This window comes from Mesorhizobium sp. M1066 (assembly GCF_040318635.1).
Lineage (GTDB): Bacteria > Pseudomonadota > Alphaproteobacteria > Rhizobiales > Rhizobiaceae > Mesorhizobium.
In genome coordinates, this window is the sequence record NZ_JAMYMR010000075.1 from 1 (window position 1) to 12706 (window position 12706).

The window sequence follows — 12706 nt, forward strand, 5'->3', positions numbered from 1 at the left end:
ATCCTCGGCACCGTCACGTCAACCGAATGCCGAAATTACTTCACAGAGGCAGGCTATGCCCAACCTAAATTCATCCCGCTCTAAAACCCGGGACTTGTCCGATCTGTTTGAGAGGTGAATGACGGCCCCGATCGGGGCCGTCATGATTCTCAAGATGATCGCAAAGTTTACGCATAGCTGCCTTGCCGTCCGGCTCAGCGCCGGGAGGCACCCCTGATCTTACGGCTTTCGGAGGGGACGCAATCCACGCTAGACTGTGCAGGCGGCCGTCCTGGTTGCGGAGCTCGCCGGGACTTTGGCAAGCGATCGGACGAACCGCTATCCTCGATACGGAGACAAGCCATGTTTGCGGCCAAGGCCATCGACACGTCAGACAAGGCCGCGTTCTACCGCGACCTCGCCACTCAGCTTAAGGCGCTGCTCGAGGGCGAGCGCGATTCGATCGCCAACGCCGCCAACACCGCCGCGCTGATCTTCCAGATGGTGCCGGATCTCAATTGGGCCGGTTTCTATTTCCTGCAGTCGGACGAGGAAATGGTGCTCGGGCCGTTCCAGGGCAAGCCGGCCTGCGTGCGCATCGCCGTCGGCAAGGGCGTGTGCGGAACCGCGGTCGAACTCGGCACCTCGATGCTGATCAAGGACGTGCATGATTTTCCCGGCCACATCGCCTGCGACGCCGACTCGCGCTCGGAACTGGTCGTGCTGCTCGAGGACGATGAAGGCGTCTTCGGCGTGCTCGATCTCGACAGCCCGCTGCCCGGCCGCTTCGACAAGGCCGACCAGGCCGGCATCGAGACGCTGGCGGCGATCTATGCCGCGGCGAGTTCGTTCGAGGACTGAGCTGCGTTCTACGGCTCGGTCTTCAGCGCGCGATTGAAAGCTGCAATCGTCATGTCGATCAGTTGCGCGTGGATATCACCGCGCGATCGTGCTCCACCGTCATCGCAAACCGGGTCGCCGATCTGTTCGGCCGCAATGATGCCGACAGCGCCGCGCTTGCATTCGCCGAACATGCTGTAGTGGCTCGCATCCTCGATCGTCGCATAGCTCGCCTTTGAAATTGCTTTTGCGATCCCGGATGCGTCGGCGGTCACGGGAATCTTTCCTGGCCGGCCAAGATTGACGATAGCGACCGGAATTTTGATGCCGGCAAAGCTCTTGACGTCAAAGACATCGGATGGGGCGGGATCGATTGCCATGGCGAAGCGAATGCGCTCATCCCGGTTGTCCCGGCCGGAGGACCGCAAATCCATGGCGTGAAGATCAACCCCGCTTTGCCTGACCCAGTCGCAGAGCGAGACATTGAGCAGGTCCGTATCGCAATAGGCCGCCAGCAATTTCGGGTCGATGCGGGCACCGGCTATCGCCAGTGCCGTGTTGCCGCCCATGGAAAGACCGAGGACGCCCACTTTGCCTTGTTCGAGGTGCCCTGCGAAGAAGGCGTCCTTCGCCGTCGCAGTCAGGGCAGCCGTGAGATCGGCGGGCCGCAACCAGAGCTTCATCGTCTCGGCGGCGGATTTGTTTTTCCCCGTATTTCCCGGATGTGCGGGAGCGGCGACGACGAATCCCTGCCTGGCCAGAGGCGTTGCAATCCAGCTCAGGGCTTGCGGCGTTCCCGCAAGGCCAGCTCCATGGGAGAGCAGGATGAGCGGAAATTTTCCGCCTGATATTGGCGCATCGCGCATGGCGGCCGTTCCGACGAAAAGCGCGGTGTCGCCAGACATTACCGTCTCACCACCCGGTTGGGCCGGATACCAGACCGTCACATCGAGATCGGCGCCGCGTTCCCCGGATGGGGCGGGGAACTGACGAACGCCGACATTGTCGCCGGCGTCTGCCGGGTGTTGCATCTGCGTTGTCGAGATAATGATGGCACAAAGCATGGCCCAGAATTTCATGGAAATCTCCGTTGTCGAACGCGTGCGCCATGGCTGGAGACCCCGGAGTCTTCAGCCCTGGGGCCGGTTGGCGTTGTGTTCGCTTTCTGTCTGTGTCGATCCCGCGATGTCAACGGATCGGAGCGAAGCCCACGACCTCGATCGCGATCGAGGTCGTGCTTTATCGCGATTGAGTACCGTTCAGCGGCCCACAGCGCCCGCAAGGGAGGGCGATTGCGCGTTCCGCTCCCGCCAGGCGAGCGGTGTCGTGCCGGTCACGCGGCGGAATTCGCGGTTGAAGTTCGACTTGGTCTGGAATCCGACCGCAAGCATGATCTCGGTCACCGATTGGTCGGTTTGGCTCAGCAGCCGGCAGGCCTCGGTGATGCGGTATTGATTGACATATTGCGAGACGTTGCTGGCCGTGGCCCGGTTGATCGCCGCCGAAATCTGCCGCGCCGGAATTCCGGCGCGCCGGGCAAGCCGGTTGAGGTTGAGATTGGCGTCGCGATATAATTTTTTCTCCTGCATCAACTCGTTGACCTTGGCGATCGTATCGGCGTCTTCGCCGGCGTGGGATGGGGACTGAGTCTCGACGGGCTCGGCGGCATTGAGCGGGACATGGCTTTGGCTGGCCGCCGCCGCCGCCACGCCGACAATGACGAGCATGAAAAGATTGCCTATGCCGATCACGGTCGCCGCGCGAGCGCCATGTCCCGACGCCAGATCGAATGACACCAGCATGTCGACGGCTCCCGACAGGCACAGCGTAGCCGCCGCGAAAAGGATGGCCCTGTAGACCGGGACCGCGCCGTCGAAGGGCGCAAGGCGAAGCCCGTCGGCGCCGGAGCGAAGCAGCCAGAGAATGGCGGCGGCGTAGATGAAATCGATTGATGTCAGCGCCACGTCGATCGCCTCGCGCCAAAAGATCATCAGCACGATGATGATGATGGCAGGCGTTGCGTGGAGCCCCAGCAGGGCCGGCCACCGGCGGTCGCTCTTGCGGACCAGCCTCGAGACGCCAGCGTGGAGTAGTGACGGCATGATCGCGGCGGATATGGGGGCGATATAGCCGACTTCGCCGATGCCATAGCCCCAGCGCAGTCCGGTGAGCACCGATTGCAACGCTGCGACGAGGATCAGGGCGAGAAACGGCAGGTTGGGTGCTGCCTCATCCTGGCGCCTGGCGACGACCAAAAGCAGGATGAACAGCGACATGGCGACGACGAAGGGCAGGGGGACAAACGGCATGATCGGCTGTGGGCTCGCGTGCTGACGCGCGGACCGTAGCCGATATGGTTTGATTTCCAAACCCGCCGATTGAGCGGCGCACTAGGCGAATTTCACCAGCAGCAGGCTGAAGCAGCCGATGAACAGGAAGGCCGAGAAGGCGAGCGCCAGCGGGCGCAGGCCGCGCGAGCGCAGCTGCGAGATGTCGGCCTGCAGGCCCATGGCGGCCAGCCCCATGGTCAGCATGATGGTGGTGGCGAGCGCCATTGCCGACTTCACCTCGGCCGGCACGCTGACCAGGCTGTTCAGCGCCACGATGGCGACGAAGGCGGCGACGAACCACGGCATGGGCGGCCGCGCCGCCACCTCACTGCTGCTCCTGCGGCGCGCCATCAGACCGAGCGCGACGACCATCGGCGCCAGCATGGCGACGCGGGTCAGCTTGGCGACGGTGGCGATCTCGCCGGACTGGGTGCCGTTCTGAAAGCCGGCGCTGATCACCTGCGCCACTTCATGGATCGAGGCGCCGGCCCACAGGCCGAAAGCATGCTGGTCGAGGCCGAGCATGGGCGCGAGCAGCGGAAAGCCGAGCATGGCCACGGTGCCGAACAAGGTGATCGAGGCGACGGCGTAGGTGACGTCCTCGTCGCGCGCATCGGTGACGATATTGGTGGCGACTATGGCCGAGGCGCCGCAGATCGAGGTGCCGGCGGCGATCAGCTGCGCCAGCTTGGCGTCGACGCCGATCAGCCGGCCGAGCGTGATGGTGAAAACGAAAGTGGCGCCAAGCGTCGCCGCGACAATGCCGACGCCGCCGGCGCCGATCGAGACGACTTGGCCGAGCGTCAGCTGGAAGCCGAGCAGCACGATGGCGAAGCGCAACAGGCGCTTTTGCGAGAATGCGATACCGGCTTTGGCGTGCACCGGTGTGCCGAGCACGTTGGAGTGGATCATGCCGGCAACGACGGCCAGGATCATCGGGCTGAACAAGGCGAAGCCGGAGACATTACGGGCCGAGAAGGCAACAGCAGTGATCATCGTGACCAAGACGATGCCGGGGACGATGCCATTCCAATTGAGGGATCTTCGCCCTTGGGTCAGATCGGCAGGAAACGCGCTTTTCGGAATATCGTTCGCGAAGTGGGAAACGGAAGACAATGCAACGCTCCAGGCGAGTACGCGGGGAGAATGTCATTCCTCAACCGATCTTTCTAACGAATTATTTTCGTTAGAATGATCGATTTTTACGAACGATTTCCGTCTCGGCGAACTCTTCCAAGCCTTGCCAATGCGTCGAGCCCAGGAACGTTCGAATCGGCTGACTAAAGCAATTCTTGCCACTGCCGTGCGCCATGGATAACGCGCACGATCTCCGCGCCGTCCTCGATCTGGCGATAGAGGACCAGGTAATTTCCTGCGGGGAAGGTGCGCAAGCCCGCTCGCACTTCCGGTCGTGCAACACCCATTCCCGGCATGTCGGCGATGCGCTGGCACTGGCCATGGATTTCGTCGTACCAACGCAACGCCGCAGCGGGACTGTCCTCGGCGATATAGAGCGCGATGGCCTCAATGTCCGCTTCGGCTTCGGGCCGTAAGTGCAGCGTCATCGCAACTCGCGCTCGGCGATCCCCGCATCGAGCTTGCTTTTGATCCGGGCGAAGGCTTCGCGTCCGTCGACAGCGTTGCCGCTTGCGATCCCTTCGTCCCAAAGCCGGCCCAACTCGTCGACAGCCTGTTCGCGTTGCGTGCGGCGAAACTTCCACTCGCGCAACGCCTCACGCATGACTTCGCTTGCCGAGGCGTATTCGCCCGCCGCGACGACCTCGCGCATCATGGTTGCCATTTCAGGGGTGAGGGCAACGCTGACCTTCTCGACATTCGACATCCGCATAGTCTCCTACGCACGCAAGGTAGGCAAGTTTACCACCAGCTGCAAGGGCGATGGATGGCTCGCATGCTTGACGATGCTTCCAACCGGAGGATGCGATGCCGCGCGCAGCCGTCAAAGCTGCGCTTCGATGGCCGCCTTGTCGATCACCGACCAGACGTTCCTGATCCTGTCGTCGAGGAATTCATAGAAGACGTTCTCGCTGAAGGACACCTTCCTGCCGTTGATGGGCAGGCCGAAGAAGGTTCCCTTCGGCGTGCAGTTGAACTGGAGCCGGCTGGCTATGAACGGCGGTTCGGCAATCAGCAACTGGATGTCGAAATAGAGGTCCGGGATTTCCCGAAAATCGCGCTCCAGCATTTCTTGGTAACCCGACAGCCCGACGCGGTCGCCATTGTAGTGCACCTCGTCATGAACGAAGCGATGCAGCTTCTGCCAGTCCTGATTGTTGAGGCAGGCGATGTAGCCTCGATAGAGGTCGGTCACGGTCACGACGATAGCTCCGGATTTCGTCAGATCTGCTCGATCCGGAAGATAGAACGACTGCGGGCGCAGTCCAGATGGAGAGCCTGTTCCGAATCCGGATGGGGCTCTATCTGCTCGTTTTGAGCATGATCTTTTCCGGAAACTCGGTTCCTGTTCTAGCCGCGGTAGCGCAGCGCGTCGACCAGCAGCGAGAAGGCCGGCGTCGCTTGCCGGCGGCTGGAGTAATAGAGGTGGTAGCCGGGAAAGGGCGCGCACCAGTCGGCGAGCACCCGCACCAGCCGGCCGTCGGCCAGATGAGCCGTCACCTGCTCCTCCGGCAGATAGGCAAGGCCGAGGCCGGCGAGCACCGCGTTCATGCGCAGCGCGGCCGTGTTGAACACAAGCTGGCCTTCGACCCGCACCTTCAGCTCGCGCCCGGCCTTCTCGAACTCCCAGGCGTAGAGCCCGCCATAGGTGGGCAGCCGCAGATTGATGCAATTGTGGGTGGTCAGATCCTGCGGCGTGCGCGGCTTTGGCCGGGTGGCGAAATAGGCTGGCGAGCCGACAACCGCCATGCGCATGTCGGGAGCGATGCGCACCGCAATCATGTCGCGCGCCACCTGTTCGCCCAGCCGCACGCCGGCGTCGTAGCGCTCGGCGACGATGTCGATCAGCCCATAGTCGACGATGATCTCGACCCTGATGTCGGGATAATCTGGCAGGAATTTCGCCAGGGCGGGCCACAGGACCGCATCGGCGGCATGCTCACCGGCGGTGATGCGGATGGTGCCGGCGGGTTTTTCGCGCAAGGCGCTGAGTGCCGCGATCTCGGTCTCGATCTCGTCGAGCCTCGGCCCGACGGTGCGGAGCAGCCGCTCGCCGGCTTCGGTCGGCGACACGCTGCGCGTGGTGCGGGTCAGGAGACGCACGCCAAGCCGCTCTTCCAGCGCCCGCACCGTGTGGCTGAGCGCCGATTGGGAAACCCCGAGCTTGGCCGCCGCCCTGGTGAAGCTTTCCTCTCGCGCGACAGCGAGGAAGGCGGTTAGCTCATTCAGATTGTCACGCGGCATTCATGAGCCCCTTTCATAAGATTATGCTGAATATAGCACCTAATCGGCACTAATCGCAGTCCCTAGATAGGCGTTATCACACCGGGCGCCTCTACCGGCCGCCTCTGAAGACCGGCGGTCGTGTCACGCCTGTTGCCAGGAAGGGACAAACCATGGACATCACGCGAAACGGCTCTCAAGCCTCGGCCAAGGGATCGGCTGACTATTTCACCGGCGCGGTGCGCATCGACGCGCCCTTCAAGGGCAGCGAGCCCGCCCGGGTCGGCGGCGCCACCGTGACTTTCGAGCCCGGCGCGCGCACCGCCTGGCACACGCATCCGCTTGGCCAGACGCTGATCGTCCTATCGGGCGCCGGCCTGGTGCAGCGCGAAGGCGGCCCTATTGAACCGATCCTTCCCGGCGACATCGTCTGGTTCGCGCCCGGAGAGAAGCATTGGCATGGCGCCGCGCCGACCACCGCGATGAGCCACATCGCTATCGCCGAAGCGCTCGACGGCAAGGTCGTCGACTGGTTGGAGCATGTCAGCGACGAACAATACGGGGTTTGACCAAGTATCGGCGCGTGGCGCCGAGTCAACGCCCGAACTCTACGAAGGAGACCACCATGACCGACGTTCCAAGGCTAAAAAGCCCATTCTCCGATATCGCTCCCGCGCTCGGCAGATACACCGACGAGGTGTTGTTCGGCGGCGTTTGGGAGCGTCCCGGCCTGTCGCCGCGGGACCGCAGCCTCGTCACCGTCACCAGCCTGATTTCGGGCTACCGGATCAATGAAATGCCTTTCCACATGAAGCGCGCGCTCGACAATGGCGTCACCCGCGACGAACTCATCGAAACCATTACGCATCTCGCCTTCTACGCCGGTTGGCCTGTTGCAAGTACTGCGATCGGCATTGCCCGGAAGGTCTTCGAACAAGCCGACGCCGAGAAGAAGGGATAACGACAATGCAGAAGCGCACACTTGGAAACAGCGGGCTCGAAGTTTCGGCCATCGGACTGGGCTGCATGGGAATGAGCCAGTCATACGGGCAGCCGATGGAGACGGCGGATGCGGTCCACCTGATCAGGGCGGCGTTCGAACGTGGCATCACCTTCTTCGACACCGCGGAGGTCTATGGACCGTTCACGAACGAGGAGGTCGTCGGCGAGGCGCTGCAGCCGATCCGCGACAAGGTGGTGATCGCCACCAAGTTCGGCATCGACATCGCCGGGACAGCCGGACACGATGGCATGGACAGCCGGCCGCAGCATATTCGTGATGTCGTCGAGGCCTCGCTCAGACGGCTCAGGACCGACCACATCGACCTTCTCTACCAGCACCGCGTCGATCCGGTCGCGCCGATCGAAGAGGTGGCGGGCGCTGTGAAGGACTTGATCGGCCAAGGCAAGGTGAAGCATTTCGGTCTCTCCGAGGCGGGCGTGCGCACGATCCGGCGTGCGCATGCGGTACAGCCGGTCGCCGCGGTCCAGAGCGAATATTCGCTCTGGTGGCGTGAACCGGAAGAGGCGATCCTGCCGGTGCTTGAAGAGCTGGGGATCGGCTTCGTGCCCTTCAGCCCGCTGGGCAAGGGGTTCCTCACCGGCGCCATCAATGCCAGCACGACATTCGACAGCAGCGACTTCCGCAACACCGTGCCGCGTTTTGCAGAAGACGCCCGCAAGGCGAACCAGGCGCTGGTCGACGCGATCGGCGTGATCGCAGCCGAGAAGAAGGCGACATCAGCACAGGTCGCGCTCGCCTGGTTGCTGGCGCAGAAGCCCTGGATCGTTCCGATCCCCGGCACCACCAAGCTCAATCGCCTCGAAGAGAACATCGCATCGGCCACCATCGCGCTGACGGCGGACGATCTTGCCAACATCGAGAATGCGGTCTCGGCGATCGCGGTGCAGGGAGCGCGCTATTCTCCGCAACAGGAAGCAAGGATCGATCGTTAGCCAAGCCTAGGAGAGCGCGATGAGCCAACCGGTCTCAAGACGGAGTGCACTTATGACCATGCTTGCACTGCCACTGGGTGCCGGATCGAGCCGGCCCGCCAGTGCGTCGAGCGCGCGGCGAGCGGGCGGCGCCAAGGTGCTGGTGGCCTATTACACCCGCACCGGCAACACGCGGGTCATCGCGCGCCAGATCAGCAGGGCGCTCGCAGCGGATATTTTCGAGATCGCGACCGTCGATCCATACCCGGAAGACTACAAGCAGCAGGTTGCGGTGGCCGAGCAGCAGCGGGAGGCCGGTTTCGAACCGGCGCTGGGCGCCACGGTGCCTGATATCGGATCCTACGAGACGGTGTTCCTCGGATTTCCGATCTGGGGCATGACCGCGCCTTCGGTGATCCGCTCCTTCCTGTCGAAACACGCTCTGTCCGGCAAGACATTGGTGCCGTTCATCACCCATGGCGGCTACGGAACAGGGCAAAGCCTGAAAGTCTTCGCAGATCATGCACCAGGGGCTCGGCTCATTGAGGGTTTTTCCAAGCAGTGCGACCAGGAACGTCAGACGCTTGACGAGGTCACCGGCTGGCTCGGTCGGGTCGAATTGCCCGGCTGAGCCGCCAACGCGAACGCCCAGGCTGCCGTGGGCAGCGAAGCTCAAAATCAGAAGGAAGAGATCATGGCCGAGAACATCGGGGACAAAGTCGTCGTCATCACTGGCGCCAGCAGCGGGCTGGGCGAAGCCGCCGCACGGCTTCTGGCCAGGGAGGGTGCGAAACTGATCCTGGGGGCGCGCCGCCTCGACCGGTTGCAGGCGCTGGCCGGCGAGCTTTCACTTGGCGAGGACGCCATCCTTCAGACCGACGTCACCGATGTCAGCCAGGTCCGGCGTCTGGTCGACCATGCGGTCAAGACGCACGGCCGCGTCGACGTCATCATCAACAATGCCGGCCTCATGCCGCACTCGCCGCTGGAGCGGGGCAAGGTCGAGGACTGGGACCGGATGATCGACGTCAACATCAAGGGCGTGCTCTACGGCATTGCCGCCGCGCTGCCGCACATGAAAACGCAAAAGAGCGGTCACATCATCAATGTGTCGTCGGTCGCCGGCCACAAGGTCGGGCCGGGCGGAGCGGTCTATGCCGCCACCAAGCACGCGGTGCGTGTCATCTCGGAAGGGCTGCGCCAGGAAGTAAAACCCTACAACATCCGCACCACCATCATCTCGCCGGGTGCGGTGGCGACCGAGCTGCCGGACAGCGTCACCGAGGCCGATGTCGCCGAAGGCGTACGCGCGCTCTACGACCGGGTGGCCATCCCGGCCGATTCTTTTGCCAGGACGGTGGTGTTCGCCATGAGCCAGCCCGACGAGGTCGACATCAACGAGATCCTGTTCAGGCCAACGGCGCAGGAGTATTAGAAGCCGTTGTAGGTGTCTTGACGCGCCGCGCTTCCTGTTCCAGCTTGACGCTATGTTCGTTCCTGCACTCACAAATACCAAGCGACGCCGCACCTGCATAGTGCGGAGCGGCAGACTGATTGCGCGACGACAAAGACCGGCAGGATAGACCCGGTTCGTTCGTTTCCAGCCCCGTCCGCGAAATCGCCGGCGGGGTTTTTCATATCTGGAGCACTTTGATGACCAACAATTCTTCTATCCGGCATCGGCCCGCCGAGCCCGCTGACGCCGCCGCGATCCGGGATATCGTTCGTGCCGCCTATGTCAAATGGGTGCCGGTGATCGGCCGCGAGCCGCTGCCGATGCGCACCGACTACGACAAGGCCGTTGCCGAGCATCCGTTCGATCTCGCCGTCGAGGATGGCGGCATTGTCGGGATGATCGAAACCATCCTGGCCGAGGATCACCTCTGGATCGAGAATGTCTGCGTGGCACCGGATGCGCAGGGGAGAGGGATTGGCCGGCTGTTGCTGGAGCTGGCCGAGCGCAAGGCAATCGAAGCAGGACGTGCCGAGCTTCGCCTGCTGACCAATGGCGCCTTCGAGGCGAATGTGTCGCTCTACAAGAGGCAGGGCTATGTCATCGATCGGGAAGAGCCGTTCATGGGCGGCATGACGGTCTATATGAGCAAGAGGCTCGCGGGATTACCGGCAATCTGACGAAGGAGTTCGATAATGGCTGCCAGGGTCAGGCTTAAGCAACTCCTAGGGCTTTACGCGGTTTCCCGGCTGGAGGCGGGCGAGATCATTCCCGGTTGGGCGGACGGGCCAGGCTTCGTCAGCATCACAAGGACTGACGACGAGCTTTCGATCGTTTGCTTGCAGGACCGCGTGCCGCATGCCGTCAAGCAGGATATCGACTGGGTGGCCTTCAAACTCGAGGGCCCGTTTGCCTTCGATGAAACCGGTATCGTGCTGTCGGTTATCAGGCCGTTGTCGGAAAACGGGTTGGGCATCTTCCTGGTGTCCACTTTCGATGGTGACCATCTGTTGGTGAAAGCGACGGATCAGGCCGCCGCGAGGCGGTTTCTGGTCGAGGCCGGGCATATCTTGCTGTAGTCCATCCTCACCACTACTCGCTGGCCCAACCGCTCTGGCTCAATCACTGCCGCACTGGCTCAACGACTTCGGGGGTTGCGTTTGACAGCGGCGTTTGTGCATCGTTATCTCCAGCCAGATATGACGGCCCGGCGCGGCCATGCGGCCAAGGAGAAAACCATGTCACACAATCTGCAATTCTATATCGATGGCGCGTGGGTCGATCCTGTTGTGCCCAACACATTGGACGTCATCGATCCCTCGAATGAGGACGCCTTTGCGCAGATTTCGCTCGGCTCCAAGGCCGATGTCGACAAGGCAGTGGCTGCCGCCAAGCGCGCCTTCAACAGCTTTGGTTTTACAGAGGTTGGTGAGCGGCTCGACCTGCTGAACCGCATCATCGCGGTCTACAAGAAGCGCAGTGGCGATCTTGCCGTCGCTGTGTCCCGCGAGATGGGTGCGCCGCGCCAGATGGCGTTGGACAGCCAGGTCGGCATCGGTCTTGCGCATCTGCAGAAGATGGCCGACGTGCTGAAGACTTTCGAATTCCGTCACGTCAAGGGCAACCATCTGGTGGTCAAGGAGCCGATCGGCGTCGTCGGGCTGATCACGCCGTGGAACTGGCCGCTCAACCAGATCACCTGCAAGGTCGGTCCAGCGCTTGCTGCTGGCTGCACCATGGTGCTGAAGCCCTCGGAGATCGCGCCGCTCGACGCCATCATCTTCGCCGAAATCCTGGACGAGGCTGGCGTGCCGAAGGGCGTCTTCAACCTCGTCAATGGCGACGGACCGGGCGTCGGCCAGGCGCTGTCCAGCCATCCCGACATCGACATGATGTCGTTCACCGGCTCGACCCGCGCCGGCATCCTGGTGGCCAAGGCCGCCGCCGACACGGTCAAACGCGTGCATCAGGAGCTTGGCGGCAAGTCGGCCAATATCCTGTTCCCCGATGTCGACCTCGCCGCCGCCGTCAGCAAGGGCGTCGCCGGCTGCTTCAGCAACAGCGGCCAGTCTTGCAACGCGCCGACGCGCATGTTCGTGCCGCGCGACCGCCATGACGAGGCGGCCGGCTATGCCAAAGCGGCCGCGGAAAAGTTCACCGTCGGCCCCGCCGACGCCGCCGGCACCAAGCTGGGCCCGGTCGTCAGCCAAGTCCAGTTCGACAAGATCCAGGACCTGATCCAGGCCGGCATCGATGAAGGTGCGACGCTGGTAGCGGGCGGCCCAGGCCGGCCGGCCGAGCTTAACCGCGGCTACTATGTCAGGCCGACGGTATTCGCCGACGTCACCCACGACATGCGCATCGCGCGCGAGGAGATCTTTGGGCCGGTGCTGGCGATCATGCCCTATGACAGCGTCGACGAGGTGGTCGAGACCGCCAACGACACCGTCTATGGCCTCGCTTCCTACATCCAAGCCAAGGACATGAATAAGGCGCGCGAAGTGGCGGCGCGCATGCGCACCGGCAATGTCTACATCAACTATCCGCAGTGGGACGCCGGCCTGCCGTTCGGCGGCTACAAGCAGTCGGGCAATGGCCGCGAATATGCCGAATACGGGCTCGAGGATTTTTTGGAGATCAAGGGCATCGCGGGGTATGAGGCGGCGGAGTAGGCGGGGTACTGGCGGCAACCTTCCAGGACTTGGATTCCTCTCCCCCGTCGATCGGGGGAGAGCGACTATCTGGGGTGTCAAGTTGCAATTACGAACTCGTTGCGCGCATCGCGTGCTTTTGCATTGAGGATGACCAG

16 protein-coding genes are annotated in these 12706 nt (G+C 62.9%); 9 read left to right on the forward strand and 7 right to left on the reverse strand.

All coding sequences use genetic code 11. The features are described from left to right. Nucleotides 1-342: 342 nt before the first annotated feature. Nucleotides 343-840 carry a free L-methionine (R)-S-oxide reductase MsrC gene (msrC, locus tag NKH52_RS34460; RefSeq protein WP_027035323.1) on the forward strand — a complete coding sequence of 166 codons (498 nt, stop codon included), beginning with the start codon at nt 343-345 and terminating at the stop codon, nt 838-840. An 8-nt stretch (nt 841-848) separates the two neighbouring features. Here msrC and NKH52_RS34465 read toward each other — a convergent pair whose 3' ends face one another. The 7 genes from NKH52_RS34465 to NKH52_RS34495 all read right to left on the reverse strand — a co-directional run bounded on the left by NKH52_RS34465 (nt 849) and on the right by NKH52_RS34495 (nt 6530). Further along, nucleotides 849-1898 carry an alpha/beta hydrolase family protein gene (locus NKH52_RS34465; protein ID WP_352736730.1) on the reverse strand — a complete coding sequence of 350 codons (1050 nt, stop codon included), beginning with the start codon at nt 1896-1898 and terminating at the stop codon, nt 849-851. 180 nt (nt 1899-2078) lie between these two features. Further along, on the reverse strand, nt 2079-3128 hold the full coding sequence (locus tag NKH52_RS34470; RefSeq protein ID WP_352736732.1) for a helix-turn-helix domain-containing protein: 1050 nt from the start codon (nt 3126-3128) through the stop codon (nt 2079-2081). An 81-nt stretch (nt 3129-3209) separates the two neighbouring features. Beyond that, nucleotides 3210-4265: a YeiH family protein gene (locus tag NKH52_RS34475; protein ID WP_352736734.1), complete on the reverse strand. Its 1056-nt coding sequence runs from the start codon at nt 4263-4265 to the stop codon at nt 3210-3212. Nucleotides 4266-4429: 164 nt separating this feature from the next. Further along, nucleotides 4430-4714, reverse strand: coding sequence for a type II toxin-antitoxin system RelE/ParE family toxin (locus NKH52_RS34480; protein ID WP_352736736.1), 285 nt, complete (start codon nt 4712-4714; stop codon nt 4430-4432). Next, the gene (locus tag NKH52_RS34485; protein WP_352736738.1) at nt 4711-4992 is read right to left on the reverse strand and encodes a type II toxin-antitoxin system ParD family antitoxin; all 282 of its coding nucleotides are present in this window, start codon (nt 4990-4992) and stop codon (nt 4711-4713) included. Before NKH52_RS34485 ends, NKH52_RS34480 begins: the two co-directional genes overlap by 4 nt. Nucleotides 4993-5109: 117 nt before the next feature. Beyond that, nucleotides 5110-5487, reverse strand: a complete 378-nt coding sequence (locus NKH52_RS34490) for an ester cyclase (RefSeq protein ID WP_127255934.1) — start codon at nt 5485-5487, stop codon at nt 5110-5112. 149 nt (nt 5488-5636) lie between these two features. Then, complete coding sequence (locus tag NKH52_RS34495; RefSeq protein ID WP_352736740.1) at nt 5637-6530, reverse strand: LysR family transcriptional regulator; 894 nt, start codon at nt 6528-6530, stop codon at nt 5637-5639. Between the two features lie 152 nt (nt 6531-6682). On the opposite strand from NKH52_RS34495, the gene NKH52_RS34500 reads away from it, so the two are divergent. The 8 genes from NKH52_RS34500 (at nt 6683) to NKH52_RS34535 (ending at nt 12569) form a co-directional block, all read left to right on the forward strand. Further along, nucleotides 6683-7078 carry a (R)-mandelonitrile lyase gene (locus tag NKH52_RS34500; protein ID WP_352736742.1) on the forward strand — a complete coding sequence of 132 codons (396 nt, stop codon included), beginning with the start codon at nt 6683-6685 and terminating at the stop codon, nt 7076-7078. 56 nt (nt 7079-7134) lie between these two features. Further along, on the forward strand, nt 7135-7470 hold the full coding sequence (locus NKH52_RS34505) for a carboxymuconolactone decarboxylase family protein (RefSeq protein ID WP_352736744.1): 336 nt from the start codon (nt 7135-7137) through the stop codon (nt 7468-7470). Nucleotides 7471-7475: 5 nt separating this feature from the next. After that, the gene (locus tag NKH52_RS34510) at nt 7476-8465 is read left to right on the forward strand and encodes an aldo/keto reductase (RefSeq protein WP_352736746.1); all 990 of its coding nucleotides are present in this window, start codon (nt 7476-7478) and stop codon (nt 8463-8465) included. A 52-nt stretch (nt 8466-8517) separates the two neighbouring features. Further along, on the forward strand, nt 8518-9075 hold the full coding sequence (locus NKH52_RS34515) for a flavodoxin (protein WP_352736748.1): 558 nt from the start codon (nt 8518-8520) through the stop codon (nt 9073-9075). Nucleotides 9076-9138: 63 nt separating this feature from the next. Continuing rightward, nucleotides 9139-9879, forward strand: coding sequence for an SDR family oxidoreductase (locus NKH52_RS34520; RefSeq protein ID WP_352736750.1), 741 nt, complete (start codon nt 9139-9141; stop codon nt 9877-9879). Nucleotides 9880-10097: 218 nt separating this feature from the next. Continuing rightward, nucleotides 10098-10577, forward strand: coding sequence for a GNAT family N-acetyltransferase (locus NKH52_RS34525; protein WP_352736752.1), 480 nt, complete (start codon nt 10098-10100; stop codon nt 10575-10577). A gap of 15 nt (nt 10578-10592) precedes the next feature. Then, nucleotides 10593-10976, forward strand: a complete 384-nt coding sequence (locus tag NKH52_RS34530; protein ID WP_023809332.1) for an ACT domain-containing protein — start codon at nt 10593-10595, stop codon at nt 10974-10976. Between the two features lie 159 nt (nt 10977-11135). Further along, nucleotides 11136-12569, forward strand: coding sequence for an aldehyde dehydrogenase family protein (locus NKH52_RS34535; protein WP_352736754.1), 1434 nt, complete (start codon nt 11136-11138; stop codon nt 12567-12569). Nucleotides 12570-12706 lie beyond the last annotated feature (137 nt).

Coding starts and splice junctions, on each gene's coding strand:
- msrC (WP_027035323.1), top strand. CDS start 343: ATGTTTGCGGCCAAGGCCATCGACACGTCAGACAAGGCCGCGTTCTAC.
- NKH52_RS34465 (WP_352736730.1), bottom strand. CDS start 1,898: ATGAAATTCTGGGCCATGCTTTGTGCCATCATTATCTCGACAACGCAG.
- NKH52_RS34470 (WP_352736732.1), bottom strand. CDS start 3,128: ATGCCGTTTGTCCCCCTGCCCTTCGTCGTCGCCATGTCGCTGTTCATC.
- NKH52_RS34480 (WP_352736736.1), bottom strand. CDS start 4,714: ATGACGCTGCACTTACGGCCCGAAGCCGAAGCGGACATTGAGGCCATC.
- NKH52_RS34485 (WP_352736738.1), bottom strand. CDS start 4,992: ATGTCGAATGTCGAGAAGGTCAGCGTTGCCCTCACCCCTGAAATGGCA.
- NKH52_RS34495 (WP_352736740.1), bottom strand. CDS start 6,530: ATGCCGCGTGACAATCTGAATGAGCTAACCGCCTTCCTCGCTGTCGCG.
- NKH52_RS34500 (WP_352736742.1), top strand. CDS start 6,683: ATGGACATCACGCGAAACGGCTCTCAAGCCTCGGCCAAGGGATCGGCT.
- NKH52_RS34505 (WP_352736744.1), top strand. CDS start 7,135: ATGACCGACGTTCCAAGGCTAAAAAGCCCATTCTCCGATATCGCTCCC.
- NKH52_RS34510 (WP_352736746.1), top strand. CDS start 7,476: ATGCAGAAGCGCACACTTGGAAACAGCGGGCTCGAAGTTTCGGCCATC.
- NKH52_RS34515 (WP_352736748.1), top strand. CDS start 8,518: ATGACCATGCTTGCACTGCCACTGGGTGCCGGATCGAGCCGGCCCGCC.
- NKH52_RS34520 (WP_352736750.1), top strand. CDS start 9,139: ATGGCCGAGAACATCGGGGACAAAGTCGTCGTCATCACTGGCGCCAGC.
- NKH52_RS34525 (WP_352736752.1), top strand. CDS start 10,098: ATGACCAACAATTCTTCTATCCGGCATCGGCCCGCCGAGCCCGCTGAC.
- NKH52_RS34530 (WP_023809332.1), top strand. CDS start 10,593: ATGGCTGCCAGGGTCAGGCTTAAGCAACTCCTAGGGCTTTACGCGGTT.
- NKH52_RS34535 (WP_352736754.1), top strand. CDS start 11,136: ATGTCACACAATCTGCAATTCTATATCGATGGCGCGTGGGTCGATCCT.